The sequence below is a fragment of the Methylobacterium sp. PvR107 genome, assembly GCF_017833295.1.
Taxonomy (GTDB): Bacteria; Pseudomonadota; Alphaproteobacteria; order Rhizobiales; family Beijerinckiaceae; genus Methylobacterium.
The window spans coordinates 4,800,741-4,816,105 of sequence record NZ_JAFIBW010000001.1 but is presented as its reverse complement, the minus strand read 5'-3'; the positions used below and the strand labels follow the sequence as shown (position 1 = coordinate 4,816,105).

Genomic DNA, 15,365 nt, shown 5'->3' with positions numbered 1-15,365 from the left:
TATTCAAATGCCCGCACGGCCGACGGCCCGGATGCACCGCTTGACCGTCGGCAAACCCGCGATTAACTCAGACAAATAGCGACTGGGAGGTCCGGATGGCCGATCGCGCGGCCTACATCGCCATCGATTGGGGCACGACGAACCGTCGCGCCTACGCGATGACGCGTGCGGGTGTGGTGCTGGACAGCCTGCACGACGACCGCGGCGTTCTGGCGCTGAAACCCGGCGCGTATCCGGCCGAGATCGCGGCTCTGCGGGAGCGTCTGGGTGCCTATCCGGTGCTCGCCGTCGGGATGGTGGGCTCCAACCGCGGCTGGCTCGAGGCCCCCTATGTCTCCGCTCCGGCGACGCTGGACCGGCTCGCGGATGCCTGTACCGAGGCCGCCCCAGGCGTGCACATCGTCCCCGGCATCGCCCTCCGCAACGGCAAGCGGCCGGACGTGATGCGGGGCGAAGAGATACAGATCCTGGGCGCGATCCGTGCCGGCGCGGCACCGCCGACCGCGTTGTTCTGCCAGCCCGGCACAAACAACAAGTGGATCGAGACCGTGGACGGCGCGATCACCGACTTCACCACGGTCATGACCGGCGAGATATACGCGCTTCTTCGCGGCCAGGGCGTGCTGGCCGGGATGCTCGACGGCCCGGTCGCGGACGGCGCACCCTTCCGGAGGGGGCTGCGCCGCGGGATCGCCTCGCACAACGTCGCCGCCACCCTGTTCGAAGTCAGGGCCGGCGTCCTGCTCGGCCGGCTGGCGCCCGATGACGCCGCGGCCTATGCGAGCGGGATCCTGATCGGCGCCGATATCGGCACCCGGGAGGATCTCGCCCGCCGCTCGGTCCACGTGGTCGGCAGCGGGGCTCTGAGCGCGCTCTACGCCGTCGCCATCACGGAGGCTGGCGGAACGCCGGTGCTCGTGCCGGACGGGTCTACGACCGCCGGTATTCACGCCATCTGGAGTTTGCGGGCATGACCATCCGCGATCGGTTCGAGACCGCCTTCTCCGCCTGCCCGCTCGTCGCCATCCTGCGCGGTCTGACGCCCGATGCGGCGCCGGACGTGGGCGACGCGCTGGTCGAGGCCGGGTTCACGCTCATCGAGGTTCCGCTGAACTCGCCCGAGCCGCTGCGGAGCATCACGCTTCTTGCAGAAAGGCTGGCCGGACGCGCCCTCGTCGGCGCCGGCACGGTCCTGACACCGGCTCAGGTTGGGGCGGTCGCCGACGCCGGTGGGACCCTGGTGGTCTCACCCAATACCGATGCCGCCGTCATCGGCGCGACGGTCGGGGCGGGGCTCATCGCGCTGCCGGGCTATCAGACGCCGACAGAAGCCTTCGCGGCGCTGGCGGCCGGCGCGACGGCGCTCAAGCTTTTCCCGGCGGACGTCGCCACACCCGCTGCGCTGAAGGCGCACCGGGCGGTGCTTCCGGCGGACACGCGCGTTCTCGCGGTCGGCGGTGTCACGCTCGACAGCATCGCCGGCTGGCGTCAGGCCGGCGCCGACGGTTTCGGCCTCGGATCGAACCTCTACCGCCCTGGAAAGGCGGCGGCCGACGTCGCCCGTGATGCGGCCGCCTTCGTCGCGGCCAGCCGGCACTCCGGCTGAGTGACCGGCGCCACCCGCTCCCGTCCGGATCCCGGCTTTTACCCGGATCCTGGGCAGCCTATCAGGCTGCTGCGTCAGCGAGGATAGGAGCGGGTCGATGATCGGTAAGAGCGGGACAGGTACGGAGCGCGACGGGCTCGGCGGTCTCGACACGCCCTGCCTCGTCCTCGACGCCGACAAGCTGCACGCCAATATCGACCGGATGCGCCGGCATCTCGATGCGATGCAGGTCACCCTGCGTCCGCATCTCAAGACGGCCAAATCCCTCGACGTCGCGCGCGTCGCCATGCCGAGTCCCGGAGGGCCAGCCACCGTCTCGACCCTGCGGGAAGCCGAGTATTTCGCCGAGGGCGGGGTCCGCGACATGATCTACGCGGTCGGGATTGCGCCGCACAAGCTCGATCGGGTCGGTTCGATCCGCCGACGCTGGAACACGGACCTTGCGATCATCCTCGATTCCGTCGCGCAGGCGGAAGCGGCGGCGGCGTGGAGCCGGCAGAACCGGGACGCCCTGCCGGTGCTGATCGAGGTTGACGCCGACGGTCACCGCTCCGGCGTCGCGCCGCAGGACGCCGACACGCTCATCGCCATTGGCCGTGCGCTGTCCGACGGCGCAGCCTTGCGCGGCGTCCTGCTCCACGCGGGCGACAGCTACGGGCTGAGCGACCCCGCCGCGCTGCGTGCCGCTGCGGAGGCCGAGCGCAGAGCCGCCGTCGCGGCCGCCGCGATCCTTCGCGAAGCCGGTCTGCCCTGCCCGATCGTCAGCGTCGGCTCGACTCCGACGGCCCGCTACGCCGGGACCCTGAACGGCGTCACGGAGGTGCGCGCCGGCGTGTTCATGATCGGCGACCTGTTCCAGGCCGGCGTCGGATCCTGCACGGTGGACGACATCGCCCTCACGATCCTCACCACGGTGATCGGGCACCAGCGCGATAAGGGCTGGATCATCACGGATGCCGGCTGGATGGCGCTCTCGCGGGATCGGGGCACGGCGCGCCAGGCAGTCGACCAGGGCTACGGTCTCGCCTGTGATCGGGCCGGTCAGCCCTATCCGGATCTGATCGTGCAGGACGCCAATCAGGAGCACGGCATCCTGGCCCTGCGAAAGGGCTCGTCCGCTGCGCTGCCGGACCTGCCGATTGGCACGCGCCTGCGGATCCTGCCGAACCATGCCTGCGCGACCGGGGCCCAGCACGACCGCTACCACGTGATCCGCGGCGGCGAGGCCACCGGCGAGGTCTGGCCGCGCATCAACGGTTGGTGAAGCGGCGACGCGCGCTCAACGGCGGGCTGTCACGGACCGCACCGGAGCGGCGGATTCCGCCATGACGGTTCGGCATCCGGGGCCGAGGGTGGCGCGGCGCTCACGCAGACAGGCCGTGATCGCCCCGGCATTCGGCATCTGCGCGGCGCACAGGCGCAGAACCTCGGGTGTGCATGCGGCGCGCTCGGCCGACGTCTCCGCAAGCGCCGGCACCGCTCCGGCGGCGACGGCCAGCAATGCGAAGGTGGCGGATTTCATCGAGCCGCATCCTCACGAGCGAAGCGGCCGGCGCATGCGCGCAGGTCGGGGAGCCGGGCCAGAACGCCGGTAACCGCCGAGGTTACCGTCGAACCGACGTCCACCCTGGCGCAGAGCTTCGGTGCGCCTGCGGGCGAGCTTCAGGCTCACGGGCGCCCGGCGGGCGCGATCGCTCCGGTGATAGCGGGCTCGACCACCGCCGCGCCGAGCACTGGCGCCGTGCGCTGTCGGTCGAGCTTGTCGGCAGACACGAGTGCGGCGGCGATCAGGGCCGACACGGCGAGCGTCGCCTTCACCACGTCCCAGACCCGCGCAAGCATGGCCAAACCTCAGGGGCGTCACTGCGTGAATGCCGCGGATCCCCTTCGCAGGTCCGCGGTGCCGCCATCCTCTGGCGCAGCCCTTCCCAAAACCTTTCCGGAGTCACGGGTGGACGATGTCGGGCCCGACCTGATGCATCCAGGCCTCACCTGTGGGGTGGGCGCGTCGCGGCCTCAGCCGCCAGGGCCTCGAAGACCAGGGCGTGCCTTCGGGCCAGCGCTTCCACGTCCGACGTGTATCCGCCGCCGATCACCGCCACGATCGGAATGCCGCGGGCGCGAGCCTGCGCGACGACGAAGCGGTCGCGGGTCAGCAGGCCCGCGTCGGAGAGGGAGAGCCGCCCGAGACGGTCATCCCGGTGGGGATCGACACCGGCATTGTAGAAGACGAGATCCGGAGCGATCGCATCGAGCAGCGGCGGCAGGCGCGTTTGCAGGACATCGAGGTAGCCGGCATCATCGAGCCGGTCCGGCAGACCGATATCGAGATCGCCGGCAATCTTCTGGGCGGGGTAGTTGTTCTCGCAGTGGATCGAGAGCGTGAACAGCTCCGGACATAGGGCGAGGCAATCCGCGGTGCCGTCGCCCTGATGGACATCGAGGTCGACCACGAGGGCACGCCGGATCAAGCCTTCGGCCTGAAGCGTGCGGGCCGCGACCGCGACGTCATTCAGCACGCAGAAGCCGGCGCCCTGCTGTCGCCGGGCATGATGGCTGCCGCCGGCGGCGCTCCCGGCCAGGCCCTCCGACAGCGCCAGGCGCGCCGCCAGCAGGGTCCCGCCCACGGACGCGCGCGAGCGCCGGACAACGGCCGGATCGACCGGCAGGCCGATCGCCCGCTCAACCTCCCGCGAAACAGAGCCGGTCAGAACCGCCTCCACGTAGCTGCGATCGTGCGCGCGGACGAGGATATCGGCGGTGGCCAGTTCCGGTGTCACGAAACCGAGCGGCGCGAGTCCTTTGGCGATCAGCGTTTCGGCCAGCAGGCCGTATTTGCGCATCGGGAAGCGGTGCCCGGCCGGCAGGCTCGCCTCGTAGGCCGGATGGAACGCGATCGGGGGGATCATGCGGCCCCGTTCAGGTCGGCCACGATCGTCCGGGCCAGCGCCGCTCCGCTGTCGTAGGCGGCTTCGATCCGCGCGCCGAGGCACCAGTCGCCGGCCGCGCCGAGACCGAGAGCCGCGTCGTACAGGCTGGCCACGCCGAGGGCGGTCTCAACCTGTGCGTAGCGCCAGCGATGCGCTTCCGCATAAATCGGCCGGAGCGAAACGCGAAGATGCCGCTCTGCAGCTTCGAGAAGGCTGCCGGTGATCGACGCGCGCGGCTCCTCCAGATGGCGACGCGACCACGCGGCCGTCGCGTGTATCGTGAGGCGAACGCCTTCAGGGCGACCCGGCTTCGACGCGTCGAGGGCGATAAGGCGGATCGGATCCTCGTGCGGCTCGATCAGGTCGCCGGTCGACGCGCCCTCGGCGGCCACCATCACCGACCAGCAGGGCGCGAAGGCGGCCCGCCCGACATCGGGGAGCGCGTATCCGGATCCGTCGAGCAGCGCAGCGCTCTGCGGCGCCGGAAAGGTGATCGCCACCGCACCGAACGGGCCGTGCACCGCAGCCGCAGCGTCTTCGAGATACCAAGCCCCGTCGTCCCGTCGGATCCGCGTGATCGTGGTGGCACTGTGTACGGAGAGGTCGCCCAAGAGATCGCGAACCGGCGCGGTCATGTCGGGGACGCCGACCCGGCGCCCTGCCCCCGCCCAGGGGGCGACGATCCCCCGCCGCTCCCACGCCGCAAGGCGCGCCGCGAAGGCGGATCCGTGCGCCCGCATGAACTGGGCACCGTGGTCGAACTGCAGGGACGCGCTGCGGCGGGTCGCCATGCGGCCGCCGACCGCCCGCCCCTTGTCGAAGACCTGGACCGGCAGGCCGGCATCGGCGAGCACCCGGGCGGCGCTGGCGCCGGCCATGCCGGCCCCGAGGATCGCGACGGTTCGGCGCTTCTTCACACCCTCGATCCACTTCCCAGGTCGGCCCGCTCAGGCGCGCGCATCAGGAAGTAGGAGGATCGCGAGCAAAGTCAGGATAAAAGTCTGGATGGATGCGCCGCACCGACAAGGAGGCCTGCCGCAGACCTATCCCGATCACAGAGGCGGATGGTGCGGGTAGAGGGAATCGAACCCCCACGCCTTTCGGCTGGCGATTTTGAGTCGCCCGCGTCTACCAATTCCGCCATACCCGCGCGCCCGGCGCTCTTCGCACGAACCGGCCGCGCGGGCCAAGTGTGTTTTTCGGGCCTGCGGCCGATCTGGCCAAGAGCGGGCACCTATGCTCAAAGGACCACCGGTCTTCCCATCCAGGATGTTGAATGCTCCGCCGGCTCTACGCGTGGATCCTGGCCCTCAGCAGCCGGCCCTCCGCGCCCTACGCGCTCGGCGCCGTGGCATTCGCCGAAAGTTCGTTCTTCCCGGTCCCGCCCGACGCCATGCTGGTGCCGATGGCGGTCAGTCGTCCGGACCGGGTCTGGTTCTACGCGACCATCGCCACGATCGCGTCCGTTCTCGGGGGCCTCGTCGGCTACGCGATCGGCGCGCTGCTGTTCGATTCCCTCGGCGAGTGGCTGATCCGCCTCTACGGTCTGCAGAACTCAGCCGCGACGTTCCAAGACTCGTACGCCCGTTACGGCCATTGGGTGATCCTGCTGAAGGGACTGACGCCGATCCCGTACAAGCTCGTCACGATCACCTCGGGCTTCGCCCATTACAGCCTGTTCTGGTTCACGGTGCTGTCGATCGTGACCCGCGGCGCGCGGTTCTTCATCCTGGCCGGATTGCTCGGACGCTACGGCGTCCAGATCCGGGGCGTCCTGGATCGGCATCTCAATGCGGTGGCGGCGATTTCCGTCGCCGTCATCGTCCTCGGCTTCCTCCTCTTCAAAGTGATTCTGTAACGATGAACACGGCGGCAGCACTCCGTTTGAAGACGGCTGGCCTGTGGGTCGCGATCTTCTCCGCCATCACTGTGGGGGTCGTCCTGGTGCTGCAGTACGGGTACGGTTACGCGCCGTGCAAGCTCTGCCTGACCGAGCGTCTGCCCTTCTACGCAGCGCTGCCACTCGGGCTCGTCGCCCTGCTGGCACCAGAACGGGTCGGCCGGATCGCTCTCGGTCTTGCCGCCCTCGGCCTCCTCTACGGTGCGGGTGTCGGGGTCTATCACGCCGGCGCCGAGTGGGGGTTTTGGCCGGGACCGTCCGATTGCGGCGGCGGCACTGGCGCCAACCCCAATCAGGTCGGCGACTTCCTCAACGCGCTGGGATCAACGAAGGTCGTCGATTGCTCCGTCGCCGCGCTCCGGGTGCTCGGGATCTCCCTGGCCGGCTGGAACGCGCTCGTCTCCTTCGCGCTCGCCTCCCTCGCCGGCACCGCGGCTGCGCGCCCCTGATGGGATGCCCGACGCACTCGGGATGAGATCCGGACGGGCCTGCGCCTGAGTGGGGCCTCGACCGCCACCCCGGTACAGGCCGCGCGGGTTCAGTTTCGGTCGTCCGGCAGGATGGGAATCGCGGCCACCTCGATGCCCTCTTCGAGAAGCGCGCGGGCCTCTGCGGGGCTCGCCTCGCCGTAGATTGAGCGGCCTTCCGCCTCACCGTAGTGGATCTTGCGGGCTTCCTCGGGGAAGCGCGCACCCACATGTTCCGAATGGGCCACGACATGTTCGCGCAGCGCCCGCAGCATGGCTCGCACCTGTCGTTCCGGCTCCGCGATCACAGTCACGGATGGGTCCGACGGCGCCGGTACAACCGCAGACGAACGCTCGCGATCGGTGCGGGCGACACGCGGCACCATCAGCGCCTTGGCGACCTTGGCGCTGTCGCAGACCGGGCACGTCACGAGCCCGCGGGCGACCTGTTCGTCGTAGGAATCCGAGGACGGGAACCAGCTCTCGAAGCCGTGCCCGGCCTCGCAGACGAGACTGTACCGGATCATTCTCTTGCTTGCTGTTCTGTCTACTGTGCGGCCCGGATCTGAGGACCGACCCGTTCGACCGTGAAGGCACGGCCGTGCTTCAGCGAGGGGATACGCGCCCGGGCATCCGCGACCTGCGCGAGGTCGATCTCCGCCAGGATCACACCCGGCTCGGAGCCGCCCGCGTCGGCGAGGACCCGGCCCCAGGGATCGACGATCAACGAGTGGCCGAAGGTTTCGCGGCCGTCCTCATGGAGGCCGCCCTGGGCCGCCGAGATCACGAAGGAGCCGGTCTCGATCGCCCGCGCCCTTTGCAGGACGTGCCAGTGCGCCTCGCCGGTCTGGCGGGTGAAGCAGGCCGGCGCGGTGAGCACCTCCGCCCCCGCCTCGGCCAGTGCCCGGTACAGGCCCGGAAAACGGATGTCGTAGCAGATCGTCAGGCCGAGCAGGCCCCAGGGCGTCGCCGCGACAATGGCGCAGGCGCCGCCGGTATAGGTCGCCGATTCCCGCCAGCGCTCGCCGCTGGGCAGGTCGACGTCGAACAGGTGAAGCTTGTCGTAGGACGCGAGGATCTCGCCGTCCGTGCCGATCAGGTAGGCGCGGTTGGCGATCTTGTCGCCCGAGCGCACCGCGATCGAGCCGATCTGGACCACCGTGCCCGTCGCGCGCGCGGCCTCGCGCAGGGCAGACAGCGTCGGGTCCTGATCTTCGCCGGTCACCAGCGCGAACAGCCGCTCGCGGCTCCGCTCGACCAGCGACGTCATCTCGGGCGTCTGCACGTATGCCGCGCCGCGCGACGCTGCCTCACGGATTCCGGCCACCGCCGCATCGCGGTTCGCGCCCGGATCCCGACCGGAGCGCATCTGCACGCAGGCGGCCGTGAAGCGCGCGTCAGGCATCGGCGGTATCCTTCAGCAGCCGATCCAGCTTGCCCGCCCGATCGAGCGCGTAGAGATCGTCGCAGCCACCGACATGCGTGCCGCCGATGAAGATCTGCGGCACGCTCGTGCGGCCGCCGGCCTTCTCCACCATGGTGCCGCGTGCGCCCTGCACGCGCTCGACGTCGATTTCCTGGAAGGTGACGCCCTTCTCCTTCAGCAGGCTCTTGGCCGCCGAGCAGTAAGGGCACCAGGCCGTGGTGTAGATGGTGACCGGCTGCATGGCGTTCATCGTCCCGCGCGTGATCTCCCGCCATATAGGAGCGCGCGATCCGAATTGCCTATGCTCGTGTGGTCACAGGAGGACTCGTCCTCCTGCCGCACCGTTCCAAATGCCGGGATTCCGCTCCGCCGGACCTGCCGTCAGGCCGCCAGCAGCTTCTCGACCTCGTTGACGAGGTCGCGCAGATGGAACGGCTTGGACAGGACTTTGGCGTCCTTAGGCGCCTTGGAATCCGGATTCAGCGCGACCGCCGCGAAACCGGTGATGAACATGACCTTGATGTCGGGGTCCAGTTCGGTGGCCCGGCGCGCGAGCTCGATGCCGTCCATCTCCGGCATCACGATGTCGGTCAGCAGCAGCTCGAACGGCTCCTCGCGCAGCCGGTTGTACGCCGAGAGGCCGTTGTCGAAGGACAGGACGTCGTATCCCGCATTCTGCAGCGCCTTCGCCAAGAACCGGCGCATGTCGTTGTCGTCTTCCGCCAGCAGGATTTTCATCGGCCGGATCCGAGCCTTCGAGTCGCGTTGTTGATCCCATAAAGGGAGGCGATGGTAAACAAGGTGTTAGGATGAGGTCCGCAGCGCGTGCCGCGTGACCCTTTGGCGACGGCAACCGTCGCCGGCGCCGAGTGGACAGGCGGTCGATCGCGCCGCACAGTACGGACCTGCCGTGCTTTCACAACTGCCGGGGTGTCCACCAGCCGATGATCGCGCCCGTATCGGTCGAGCCAGACGTCTTCGGATTTGCCCCAGCCTTCGCGGTCGACGAGCCGGCGGCGCACATCCTGCCCTTCGTCTTCAATACCGGCCATTCCGGTGCCGTCTACCCCCCCGACTTTGTCGCGGCATCCCGGCTCGACGCACTCACGCTCCGCCGCTCAGAAGATGCGCATGTCGATCGGCTGTTCGCATCGGTGGTCGCCCTCGGCGCGCCGCTCTTGCGGGCAAACTTTCCGCGCGCGTTCCTCGATGTGAACCGCGAGCCCTTCGAACTCGATCCGCGGATGTTCGAAGGCCGGCTGCCGTCGTTTGCCAACACGCGCTCCATGCGGGTCGCCGGCGGGCTGGGAACGGTGCCGCGGGTGGTTGCAGATGGGCAGGAAATCTACGCGCGCAGATTGCCGGTGACCGAGGCGACCGCGCGGATCGAGGGGCTCTACAAGCCCTACCACCGCATGCTGCGCGGCCTGATCCAGCGCACGGCCCGCAGCCACGGACATTGCGTGCTCATCGATTGCCATTCGATGCCGTCCTCGAGCCTCGGGCGGGATCCTGAGATGAAGGCCGACGTGGTGTTGGGCGACCGCTACGGGACCGCGTGCGCTCCCGGCCTGATCAACGGTTTCGAGACCGCTTTTCGCGCGCGCGGTTTCCGGGTGGTTCGCAACAAACCATATGCGGGCGGCTTCATCACGGAGCATTACGGCGAACCAAATCTCGGGCGCCATGCCTTGCAGATCGAAGTCAGCCGCGGGCTCTACATGAACGAAGGTAGCCTCGCGATGACAGCGGGCTTCTACGATCTGGCAGAAGCGCTGAAATCGATCGTCGCCGAGGTCGCGTCCGATCTGGGCGATCTCACGCCCCGTAGAATGGCTGCGGAGTAGAGGCTGGACGCCGCGCATTCACCGCGAGACGGCAGCGACAAAGAAAAAAGGCCACTCCCGAAGGAGCGGCCCGAAGTCTAGGGAGGAAACGCCCAAGAAGGGCTGCGTGACCGCGACGCCATCGCGATCCCGCAATGCACAAAATAGAGTGCGCCGCACCAAACGCAAGGACAATCTGGGCTCGGCCTCCGCTCCCACTGCATACCTGAACCGCGTGCCGAATGTCGTCGCCAGTTTCCGGCGCTTACCGCGAACGCACAAAGCTTGCGGAATGGCCGCGTCGTGTAACGGGCAATGCCGACTGAGCGTCACCCAACCGCGTGCCGAGAGCGCTCTGGCCCTCTCGGCGAAACACGCGGGCGAGGATGTCGGGCGCCCGGTTCGCCGCCTTAGCCCTGCCCCTTCAGAAGCTTGGCGATCTCGGCACGCAGAGGCCCTGCGAGATCCTTCCGCTCCAGCGCGTATGCCAAGTTCGCCGTGAGGAATCCGAGCTTGGAGCCCGTGTCGTAGGTTCGTCCCTCGTAGCGCATGCCGAAGAAGTCCTGCGTCGCCATCAGGTCGATCATGGCGTCGGTCAGCTGAATCTCGCCCCCGGCCCCCTTCTTACCGTGCTCCAGGATGCCGAAGATCTCGGGCTGCAGGATGTAGCGTCCGGAAATGATGAAGTTCGAGGGGGCCGTGCCCTGCTTGGGCTTCTCGACCATGCCGGTGATCTGGAAGGACTGCCCGTAGGTCTCGCCGACGCTCACGATCCCGTACTGGTGGGTCTCCTCGGGCGCGACCTCCTCGACGGCGATGACGTTGCCGCCATGACGTTCGTAGGTAGCCAGCATCTGCTGCATGCAGCCGCGGCTCAGCATGTCCGGCAACAGCACGGCGAACGGCTCGTCGCCGACGATCTCGCGGGCACACCACACCGCGTGTCCGAGACCGAGGGGAGCCTGCTGGCGGGTGAAGCTGGTCTGACCGGCTTTGGGCAGGTCTTTCTTCAACTCCTCGTAGGCCGCCGTCTTTCCACGCTCCTGCAAGGTGTGATCGAGTTCGAAAGCGATGTCGAAATGGTCCTCGATGACCGCCTTGCCGCGACCCGTGACGAAGATGAAGTGTTCGATCCCGGCTTCGCGCGCTTCATCGACGACGTGTTGAACCACGGGTCGGTCCACAACCGTGAGCATCTCCTTGGGGACTGCCTTGGTCGCGGGCAGGAAGCGCGTGCCCAGGCCCGCGACGGGCAGGACGGCCTTGCGGATCGGTTTCATCGAAAGGTAACCCCGGCAACGGAACGGAAGAACGTGGTCAACGGTGCGGCCTGTCAGATAGGCTATCGCGAAGCGTCGCAAGAACGCTGCAGCGATAGTAAGAGGCAATCGGCCGTAAATATACCGTCTGCATGGGCGTGCGCGGGCGTGGCGAGAACGGCACCGGAGGGGGTGACATGGCGGTCCTTGTGACGGGAGGCGCCGGCTACATCGGCAGCCACATGGTTCTGGCACTGCTCGATGCCGGCCATGAGGAGGTCGTCGTCTTGGACGATCTGTCGACGGGCTTCGACTGGGCCGTCCCCGAGGGCGTCAAGCTCGTGGTCGGCGACGTGGCGGACCAAGCGCTCGTCACGCAGACGATCCTGCAGCACAGGATCGATGCGCTCGCCCATTTCGCGGCCCGGATCGTGGTGCCGGACTCCGTGTCCGATCCGCTGGGCTACTATCTCGCCAACACGGTGAAGACGCGCTCCCTGATCGAGGCCGCGGTACGTGCCGGCGTGCGGCATGTGATCTTCTCCTCGACGGCAGCGGTCTACGGTGAACCGGAGGTCGTGCCCGTCCCAGAGGATCTGCCGCTGAAGCCGATCAACCCCTACGGACGGTCGAAGCTCATGAGCGAGTGGATGATCGCCGACGCGGCGGCCGCCCACGGCTTCTCCTACGTGATCCTGCGTTATTTCAATGTGGCCGGCGCCGACCCGGCTGGCCGCTCCGGACAGTCGACCCCCAACGCCACGCACCTGATCAAGGTCGCCACGCAGGCTGCCCTCGGCCAGCGCGAGCGGCTTGACGTGTTCGGGACCGATTACGCGACGCCCGATGGCTCCTGCCTGCGCGACTACATCCAGGTCTCCGACCTTGCTGCAGCCCACAGCGTGGCGCTCGATCACCTCAGAGCGGGCGGCGAGAGCCTGACGTTGAACTGCGGCTACGGCCGCGGTTACTCGGTGCTCGAGGTCATCGACGTGGTGAAGCGGCTGTCCGGCCGTGATTTCGAGGTGCGTCTCTGCCCGCGCCGGCCCGGAGATCCGGCGCGCATCATCGCCGAGGCCGCGTTGATCCGCGATCGGCTGGGCTGGGAGCCTCGCCACGACGACCTCGACGCCATCGTCGCCCAGGCACTCGCCTGGGAGCAGCATCTCGGCAAACGCAATCGGCTCTGACCGGATGCCGTCGCGCAGAACGCTGCTTGCCGCCAGCCTCTACCTCGCCGCCGGCCCGATCCGGGGCACGGCGGCTGCGGGCAAGGAGGACGCGTTCCGAGCCTTCATTGACGCCCTGCGTCCCGACGCCGCGGCGCGCGGAGTGTCCGCACAGACGTTCGATGCGGCCTTTCGCGGGATCTCTGCGCCGGATGAGACGGTCCTGGCGCGAACCCGACGTCAGACTGAATTCGTGCGGCCGGTCTGGGACTATCTCGTCGGTGCCGTGACCGCGGGACGGATCAGTCGGGGGCGGGCGCGAGCCGCGGCGCTCGCAACGACCCTCAGGCAGATCGAGGCGCGGTACGGCGTGCCGGGACCGGTGATTCTGGCGTTCTGGGGCATCGAATCCGATTTCGGAGCGAGTGCGGGCAGCGTCTCCACGGTTCGAGCCCTGGCGACGCTCGCCCAGGCTCGGCACCGAGGCGATCTGTTCCGGGACGAGCTTCTTGCCGCGCTGACCATTCTTCAGCGCCAGGACATCACCCCCGATCGCATGAGCGGCAGCTGGGCGGGCGCCATGGGTCAGGTCCAGTTCCTGCCCACCACATATCTGGCCCATGCGGTCGATTTCGACGGCGACGGTCGTCGGGACATCTGGACGAGCGACGCGGATGCGTTGGCCTCCATCGCTGCCTATCTCAAGGATCTGGGCTGGAATCCGTCCGTATCCTGGGGCTACGCGGTGTCGCTGCCGGAAGACTTCGACCTGTCCCGCTACACGGACGACCTGAGTGCTTTTTCGCAAAGAGGCGTTCGCCGCGCAGATGGGACACCATTGCCGGCCGGCGGGCGCGCCAGCCTGTTCCTGCCGGGCGGATTGAACGCGCCGGCTTTTCTGATCACCGACAATTTCGAGGTGATCCGCGGTTACAACACGTCGGATTCGTACGCATTGGCGGTGGGTCACCTTGCCGACCGCCTGGACGGCGGTCCGCCGCTCGCATCCCCGTGGCCGGCCGCGGCAGCGCGACTCGATGGCGCGGGATTGCGGGCGCTTCAGACTGGCCTCGCCCGCGCCGGGTTCTACGATGGACCGACGGACGGCCGCGCCGGCCCGAAGCTGCGCGAGGCGGTTCGGCGCTACCAGATCAGCGTCGGCCTGCCGGCCGACGGATACGCCACGCCCGCCCTTCTCGCGCAGATTCAGGGCGGCTCAGCGGCCCGCCCGTAAGAGCGAGCGCAGGCTCTCGGCCGGAAGCCGAACCGATTTCGCTCAGCACGTTCCGCAATGTCGCCGTTCGGGATAGAGTTGCAGGATGCGCATGAAAGTCGCTGATCGGCGTCCCACGATCCGCCCCGTGCTTCACGGCCTGGCGATCCTGCTTTGCTTGGCCTGTCTGCCGCTGATCGGCAGCGCGCCGGCGCTGGCGCAATGGGGCGACGGCTACCAGCAGCCCGGGGGTGGCGCCAATTACCAGGCACCGCCGCGGCGGCGGGCCCGCGACGCCTATTACCGGGACGATGGGACCTACGGCCGCCAACCCCGCTACGCACCGCAGCCGGAGGCACCACGCCAGTTCTATTGGCCTTGGGAGGATCGGCCGCAGCCGGTCGCCCCGCAGCCTGAGCGAACCTACCGGGCACCGCGCCCGCGGCCGAATTACGCTCCGTCCGAAGCCCAGCGCCCCGCGCCTGTGGTCAAGCGCCGCGTCCGCCCGGCCCGGGCGCCGACCCCGCCCAAACCCGCCATCGCCAAGAGCGAGCCGAACGTCCAGATCGCCGTGTTCGGCGATTCTCTGGCCGATAATCTGGCGAAGGGCCTCGATAATATCTTTGAGGACAATGCCGAGGTTGCCGTCCTCGATCGCGCCAAGGGCGATAGCGGCCTGGTCCGAAAGGACGTGGTCGACTGGCCCAAGGTCGCGCAGGATTCCCTGCAGGGCAATTCCAAGATCCGCTACGCGCTGGTCATGCTGGGCGCGAACGACCGGCAGCCGATCCGGGACGGCGATGAGACCGTCGAGCCGCTGACGGATCGCTGGCGCGCCCTGTACCACGCGCGTGTCGACGCCCTCCTCAAGGTCTTCACCGACAAGAAGGTGCCGCTTATCTGGGTCGGCCTTCCCCCCGTGCAGAGCGAGGCCCTCAGCCGGGATCTCGCCTCCATCAACGACATCATCCGCGACAGCGTGACCAAAGCCGGGGCGACCTACGTCGATATCTGGCCCGGCTTCGTCGATGACCGCGACAGGTATGCCGCCTCGGGGCCGGACCCGGAGGGTCAAATTGCCAAGCTCCGCACGGCCGACGGCGTCCATTTCACTAAGGCCGGCGACCGGAAGCTGGCGCATTTCGCCGATGTCGAGCTGAAGCGGCTGATGGGCACGACGCCGCCGCCGGCCGATCAGCCGCCAACGGCCACGATCGCGCCGAGCGCGCCGCCCACGACCACAGGTCCGAGCCTTGACGGGACCCCGCAGCTCACCGACACGGCCGCGATCGACCGCCAGATCACCGCGATGCTGCCGAGCCTGCCGGAGCCTCCGGGCGTTCCGGCGCTGCCGGTGAAACCGGCAGCCGGCCCAGTCGTGCCGCTCAGCCGGGCGGAGGTCTCGCCCGGCGGCACGCTGCTGAACGGCCGGCCGCGCGAGCCGGATAATCTCGGCACGGTCGAGCGGACGCTCCAGCGCGGGAACGCGCCCATGCCGCAACCCGGCCGGGCCGACGATTTCCGCTGGCCGCCCGGTTGACGCCGGACGGCTCTGCGGATCGGCGATCG

General features: G+C 68.6%; 18 protein-coding genes and 1 tRNA gene. 9 read left to right on the top strand and 10 right to left on the bottom strand.

What is annotated here, in order from left to right; translation table 11 throughout:
* Nucleotides 1-95 precede the first annotated feature (95 nt).
* From JOE48_RS22730 to JOE48_RS22720, 3 genes are all read left to right on the top strand, one after another.
* Complete coding sequence (locus tag JOE48_RS22730) at nucleotides 96-974, top strand: 2-dehydro-3-deoxygalactonokinase (RefSeq protein ID WP_210033058.1); 879 nt, start codon at nucleotides 96-98, stop codon at nucleotides 972-974.
* The gene (locus tag JOE48_RS22725) at nucleotides 971-1,606 is read left to right on the top strand and encodes a 2-dehydro-3-deoxy-6-phosphogalactonate aldolase (protein ID WP_210033057.1); all 636 of its coding nucleotides are present in this window, start codon (nucleotides 971-973) and stop codon (nucleotides 1,604-1,606) included. The genes JOE48_RS22730 and JOE48_RS22725 overlap by 4 nt, the downstream gene beginning before the upstream one ends.
* Nucleotides 1,607-1,703: 97 nt before the next feature.
* Nucleotides 1,704-2,870, top strand: a complete 1,167-nt coding sequence (locus JOE48_RS22720) for an alanine racemase (RefSeq protein WP_210033056.1) — start codon at nucleotides 1,704-1,706, stop codon at nucleotides 2,868-2,870.
* A gap of 15 nt (nucleotides 2,871-2,885) precedes the next feature.
* On the opposite strand, the gene JOE48_RS22715 is transcribed toward JOE48_RS22720, so the two are convergent.
* The 5 genes from JOE48_RS22715 to JOE48_RS22695 all read right to left on the bottom strand — a co-directional run bounded on the left by JOE48_RS22715 (nucleotide 2,886) and on the right by JOE48_RS22695 (nucleotide 5,686).
* The gene (locus JOE48_RS22715; RefSeq protein ID WP_210033054.1) at nucleotides 2,886-3,128 is read right to left on the bottom strand and encodes a hypothetical protein; all 243 of its coding nucleotides are present in this window, start codon (nucleotides 3,126-3,128) and stop codon (nucleotides 2,886-2,888) included.
* 146 nt (nucleotides 3,129-3,274) lie between these two features.
* On the bottom strand, nucleotides 3,275-3,448 hold the full coding sequence (locus JOE48_RS22710) for a hypothetical protein (RefSeq protein ID WP_210033053.1): 174 nt from the start codon (nucleotides 3,446-3,448) through the stop codon (nucleotides 3,275-3,277).
* A gap of 146 nt (nucleotides 3,449-3,594) precedes the next feature.
* Nucleotides 3,595-4,515 (bottom strand): histone deacetylase, encoded by a 921-nt coding sequence (locus tag JOE48_RS22705; protein ID WP_210033052.1) that lies wholly within the window; start codon nucleotides 4,513-4,515, stop codon nucleotides 3,595-3,597.
* A complete protein-coding gene (locus JOE48_RS22700) occupies nucleotides 4,512-5,453 on the bottom strand; it encodes an NAD(P)-binding protein (protein ID WP_312893348.1) in 942 nt (313 codons plus the stop codon). Before JOE48_RS22700 ends, JOE48_RS22705 begins: the two co-directional genes overlap by 4 nt.
* Nucleotides 5,454-5,601: 148 nt before the next feature.
* A tRNA-Leu gene (locus tag JOE48_RS22695) sits at nucleotides 5,602-5,686 on the bottom strand.
* Between the two features lie 126 nt (nucleotides 5,687-5,812).
* On the opposite strand from JOE48_RS22695, the gene JOE48_RS22690 reads away from it, so the two are divergent.
* Both JOE48_RS22690 and JOE48_RS22685 read left to right on the top strand, forming a co-directional pair.
* On the top strand, nucleotides 5,813-6,394 hold the full coding sequence (locus JOE48_RS22690) for a YqaA family protein (RefSeq protein ID WP_210033051.1): 582 nt from the start codon (nucleotides 5,813-5,815) through the stop codon (nucleotides 6,392-6,394).
* 2 nt (nucleotides 6,395-6,396) lie between these two features.
* On the top strand, nucleotides 6,397-6,885 hold the full coding sequence (locus JOE48_RS22685; protein ID WP_210033050.1) for a disulfide bond formation protein B: 489 nt from the start codon (nucleotides 6,397-6,399) through the stop codon (nucleotides 6,883-6,885).
* An 89-nt stretch (nucleotides 6,886-6,974) separates the two neighbouring features.
* On the opposite strand, the gene JOE48_RS22680 is transcribed toward JOE48_RS22685, so the two are convergent.
* From JOE48_RS22680 to cpdR, 4 genes are all read right to left on the bottom strand, one after another.
* Nucleotides 6,975-7,430: a DUF1178 family protein gene (locus JOE48_RS22680; RefSeq protein ID WP_210033049.1), complete on the bottom strand. Its 456-nt coding sequence runs from the start codon at nucleotides 7,428-7,430 to the stop codon at nucleotides 6,975-6,977.
* Nucleotides 7,431-7,450: 20 nt separating this feature from the next.
* Nucleotides 7,451-8,308 carry a carbon-nitrogen hydrolase family protein gene (locus tag JOE48_RS22675; protein WP_210033048.1) on the bottom strand — a complete coding sequence of 286 codons (858 nt, stop codon included), beginning with the start codon at nucleotides 8,306-8,308 and terminating at the stop codon, nucleotides 7,451-7,453.
* On the bottom strand, nucleotides 8,301-8,570 hold the full coding sequence (grxC, locus tag JOE48_RS22670) for a glutaredoxin 3 (RefSeq protein ID WP_210033046.1): 270 nt from the start codon (nucleotides 8,568-8,570) through the stop codon (nucleotides 8,301-8,303). The genes JOE48_RS22675 and grxC overlap by 8 nt, the downstream gene beginning before the upstream one ends.
* Before the next feature lie 140 nt (nucleotides 8,571-8,710).
* Entirely contained in the window at nucleotides 8,711-9,067 is a 357-nt protein-coding gene (cpdR, locus tag JOE48_RS22665; RefSeq protein WP_003603128.1) for a cell cycle two-component system response regulator CpdR, read from the bottom strand.
* A gap of 206 nt (nucleotides 9,068-9,273) precedes the next feature.
* Between cpdR and JOE48_RS22660 the strand changes: the two genes are divergently transcribed.
* Complete coding sequence (locus JOE48_RS22660; RefSeq protein WP_210033044.1) at nucleotides 9,274-10,176, top strand: N-formylglutamate amidohydrolase; 903 nt, start codon at nucleotides 9,274-9,276, stop codon at nucleotides 10,174-10,176.
* 389 nt (nucleotides 10,177-10,565) lie between these two features.
* On the opposite strand, the gene galU is transcribed toward JOE48_RS22660, so the two are convergent.
* Entirely contained in the window at nucleotides 10,566-11,435 is an 870-nt protein-coding gene (gene galU / locus JOE48_RS22655; protein WP_210033042.1) for a UTP--glucose-1-phosphate uridylyltransferase GalU, read from the bottom strand.
* A gap of 176 nt (nucleotides 11,436-11,611) precedes the next feature.
* Between galU and galE the strand changes: the two genes are divergently transcribed.
* From galE to JOE48_RS22640, 3 genes are all read left to right on the top strand, one after another.
* Nucleotides 11,612-12,604, top strand: a complete 993-nt coding sequence (galE, locus tag JOE48_RS22650; RefSeq protein ID WP_210033041.1) for a UDP-glucose 4-epimerase GalE — start codon at nucleotides 11,612-11,614, stop codon at nucleotides 12,602-12,604.
* A 4-nt stretch (nucleotides 12,605-12,608) separates the two neighbouring features.
* On the top strand, nucleotides 12,609-13,817 hold the full coding sequence (locus JOE48_RS22645) for a lytic murein transglycosylase (RefSeq protein ID WP_210033039.1): 1,209 nt from the start codon (nucleotides 12,609-12,611) through the stop codon (nucleotides 13,815-13,817).
* 85 nt (nucleotides 13,818-13,902) lie between these two features.
* Nucleotides 13,903-15,336, top strand: a complete 1,434-nt coding sequence (locus JOE48_RS22640; protein ID WP_210033037.1) for an SGNH family hydrolase — start codon at nucleotides 13,903-13,905, stop codon at nucleotides 15,334-15,336.
* Nucleotides 15,337-15,365 lie beyond the last annotated feature (29 nt).

Bases quoted from the DNA above. Each gene is read 5' to 3' on its own strand.
- JOE48_RS22690 (WP_210033051.1), top strand. From the start codon at position 5,813: ATGCTCCGCCGGCTCTACGCGTGGATCCTGGCCCTCAGCAGCCGGCCC.
- grxC (WP_210033046.1), bottom strand. From the start codon at position 8,570: ATGCAGCCGGTCACCATCTACACCACGGCCTGGTGCCCTTACTGCTCG.
- JOE48_RS22680 (WP_210033049.1), bottom strand. From the start codon at position 7,430: ATGATCCGGTACAGTCTCGTCTGCGAGGCCGGGCACGGCTTCGAGAGC.
- JOE48_RS22705 (WP_210033052.1), bottom strand. From the start codon at position 4,515: ATGATCCCCCCGATCGCGTTCCATCCGGCCTACGAGGCGAGCCTGCCG.
- cpdR (WP_003603128.1), bottom strand. From the start codon at position 9,067: ATGAAAATCCTGCTGGCGGAAGACGACAACGACATGCGCCGGTTCTTG.
- JOE48_RS22730 (WP_210033058.1), top strand. From the start codon at position 96: ATGGCCGATCGCGCGGCCTACATCGCCATCGATTGGGGCACGACGAAC.
- galE (WP_210033041.1), top strand. From the start codon at position 11,612: ATGGCGGTCCTTGTGACGGGAGGCGCCGGCTACATCGGCAGCCACATG.
- JOE48_RS22645 (WP_210033039.1), top strand. From the start codon at position 12,609: ATGCCGTCGCGCAGAACGCTGCTTGCCGCCAGCCTCTACCTCGCCGCC.
- JOE48_RS22685 (WP_210033050.1), top strand. From the start codon at position 6,397: ATGAACACGGCGGCAGCACTCCGTTTGAAGACGGCTGGCCTGTGGGTC.
- JOE48_RS22640 (WP_210033037.1), top strand. From the start codon at position 13,903: ATGCGCATGAAAGTCGCTGATCGGCGTCCCACGATCCGCCCCGTGCTT.
- JOE48_RS22660 (WP_210033044.1), top strand. From the start codon at position 9,274: ATGATCGCGCCCGTATCGGTCGAGCCAGACGTCTTCGGATTTGCCCCA.
- JOE48_RS22715 (WP_210033054.1), bottom strand. From the start codon at position 3,128: ATGAAATCCGCCACCTTCGCATTGCTGGCCGTCGCCGCCGGAGCGGTG.
- JOE48_RS22725 (WP_210033057.1), top strand. From the start codon at position 971: ATGACCATCCGCGATCGGTTCGAGACCGCCTTCTCCGCCTGCCCGCTC.
- JOE48_RS22710 (WP_210033053.1), bottom strand. From the start codon at position 3,448: ATGCTTGCGCGGGTCTGGGACGTGGTGAAGGCGACGCTCGCCGTGTCG.
- JOE48_RS22720 (WP_210033056.1), top strand. From the start codon at position 1,704: ATGATCGGTAAGAGCGGGACAGGTACGGAGCGCGACGGGCTCGGCGGT.
- JOE48_RS22675 (WP_210033048.1), bottom strand. From the start codon at position 8,308: ATGCCTGACGCGCGCTTCACGGCCGCCTGCGTGCAGATGCGCTCCGGT.
- galU (WP_210033042.1), bottom strand. From the start codon at position 11,435: ATGAAACCGATCCGCAAGGCCGTCCTGCCCGTCGCGGGCCTGGGCACG.